This window comes from Pseudonocardia pini (genome assembly GCF_013870575.1).
GTDB classification, from domain to species: Bacteria; Actinomycetota; Actinomycetes; order Mycobacteriales; family Pseudonocardiaceae; genus Pseudonocardia; species Pseudonocardia pini.
This window is the reverse complement of record NZ_JACBXB010000895.1, coordinates 1-2,018: the sequence shown is the minus strand read 5'-3', so window position 1 is coordinate 2,018 and position 2,018 is coordinate 1. Positions and strand designations below refer to the sequence as shown.

Below are 2,018 nucleotides of genomic sequence, written 5' to 3'. Positions count from 1 at the left end.
GCCGAGCCGGTTCGCCCGCGGGCTGTCCGCCGTGGAGGCACCGTGAGCACCGCGCAGCGCAGGCTGCACCTGGGCGTGTTCTTCCAGGGGGTGAACCACTGGACGATCTGGAACGCGCCGGAGAGCGGCTCGCAGATCGACTTCTCGTCCTTCCGCCGGATGATCACCACCGCCGAGCGCGGCCTGTTCGACGCGTTCTTCCTCGGCGAGGGTCTGCGGCTGCGGGAGTCCGGCGGGGCGATCCACGACCTGGACGTCGCAGGTAGGCCGGACGCGATCACCCAGCTCGCCGCGCTGGCGGGCGTCACGAGCCGGATCGGGCTGGTGGCCACGCAGAACACGACCTACAACGAACCCGCCGACCTCGCGCGCCGGCTGTCCGGGTTGGACCTGCTGTCCCGGGGCCGGGCGGGCTGGAACGTCGTGACCACCGACAACGCCTGGACCGGGGAGAACTTCCGCCGCGGCGGGTACCTCGACCACGGCGACCGGTACGTGCGCGCCGAGCAGTTCCTCACGATCGCCCGCCAGATCTGGGACGCGTGGGCGGCCGACGCGACGGCGCCCTCGACGACCGCGGAGCACTGGGCGGACCCCAAGGCGGTGGCGACGGTCGGGGCGCGGACCGGGCGCTTCGACGTCGAGATCACCCCGCTGCTGCCGCGCAGCGCCCAGGGGCACCCGGTGGTCTTCCAGGCCGGGGACTCGGCGGAGGGGCGGGACTTCGCCGCCCGCAACGCGGACGTCATCTTCTCGGCCCACGGCTCGGACTTCGCCGACGCGCTGGCCTTCGCCACCGACATCCGGGCGCGGCTGCGGGCCGCGGGCCGGGCCGAGGACGCGCTGCGGATCCTGCCCGGCACCGAGATCATCCTCGGCGACACCGAGGCGGAGGCGCAGGAGAAGGCGCGCTGGGTGCGGCTGCACCAGGTCACCCCGGCCACGGCGCTGGCCATCGCGGGGCAGGTGTGGGGGCGGGACCTGTCCGACCGGGACGCCGACGGGCCGCTGCCCGCCGAGGACCCCGTCGTCGTGGAGCCGACGGGGGAGATGGGCAGCAGGCGGTGGACGGACCCGCGGGAGATCGTGCGGCGCTGGCGGGACACCGCCGAGGCCCGCGGGCTGACCCTGCGCGAGACGGTGATCGCGCTCGGGCCGCAGCGCGGGCACGTCGGGACGCCGTCCGGGCTCGCGGACAGGTTCGCGCACTTCGTCCGGGAGGGAGCGGTCGACGGGTTCAACGTGTCGCCCTACCTCACCCCGGACGGCCTCGACGACATCGTCGACAAGCTGGTCCCCGCCCTGCAGGACCGCGGGGTCTACCGGGAGCGGTACGAGGGCACGACCCTGCGCGAGCACCTCGGCCTGCCCCGACCGGAGGCCTGGATCCGCCGAGAGACGCAGCGGACTCGCGGTGCAGGACACTAGATCGCGCCCGCCTGCTGGAGGCGGGAGAGCTCGTCGGCCACCATCACGATCTCCGAGATCCGGCCGTCGGGGCCCACCGTGAGCACGTCGATCACGGTCGCCGCGATGCGCCGCCCGGTGGGGGCGAGCACGCCGAGCGCGGTCGGCCAGGGGCCGGTGTGGTCCGCGGTCAGCCGGAACGCCACGGCGAGCTTGCCGGGCGTCTCGACCACCTCCAGCACCTCGCGCTCGTGTCCGGTGAAGGCGGCGTGCAGGGCACGGGCGCGCTCCACCATCTCCGCCACGGTGAGCGAGGTGCCGTTGACCTGCACCGGGTCGGTGTAGACGGCGGCGAAGGCGGCTTCGGGGTCGGGTCGGGTGTCCGGCGGGGCGTCCCACAGGGCGAGCAGTTTCTCGATCGTCATGCCGACGAGCGTGCCGGGGTCGCCGCGGCGCGGAATGGGTGACAGATGCCCAGTTCGGACGATCCGTCCACCCGGATGCGCTGTCACGATCACAGGATGGAGCTGGTGGAACGCGAGCGGGAGCTCGCCGAGCTCGACGAGGCGCTCACCGCCGCGGTCGACGGCGCGGGCGGCGTCGTGCTCGTC

Annotated in this window: 2 protein-coding genes; one reads left to right on the top strand and one right to left on the bottom strand. The window is 74.1% G+C overall.

The window, feature by feature from the left end; genetic code table 11:
• Positions 1-42 precede the first annotated feature (42 nt).
• A complete protein-coding gene (locus H5J29_RS30500) occupies positions 43-1,428 on the top strand; it encodes an NtaA/DmoA family FMN-dependent monooxygenase (RefSeq protein ID WP_312858480.1) in 1,386 nt (461 codons plus the stop codon).
• Here H5J29_RS30500 and H5J29_RS30495 read toward each other — a convergent pair.
• Positions 1,425-1,832, bottom strand: a complete 408-nt coding sequence (locus tag H5J29_RS30495; RefSeq protein ID WP_181784408.1) for an ester cyclase — start codon at positions 1,830-1,832, stop codon at positions 1,425-1,427. The two genes, H5J29_RS30500 and H5J29_RS30495, sit on opposite strands and share 4 nt — an antisense overlap.
• Between the last annotated feature and the right edge of the window lie 186 nt (positions 1,833-2,018).

Excerpts from the sequence above, each read along its gene's own strand:
- H5J29_RS30495 (WP_181784408.1), bottom strand. The coding sequence starts at position 1,832 with ATGACGATCGAGAAACTGCTCGCCCTGTGGGACGCCCCGCCGGACACC.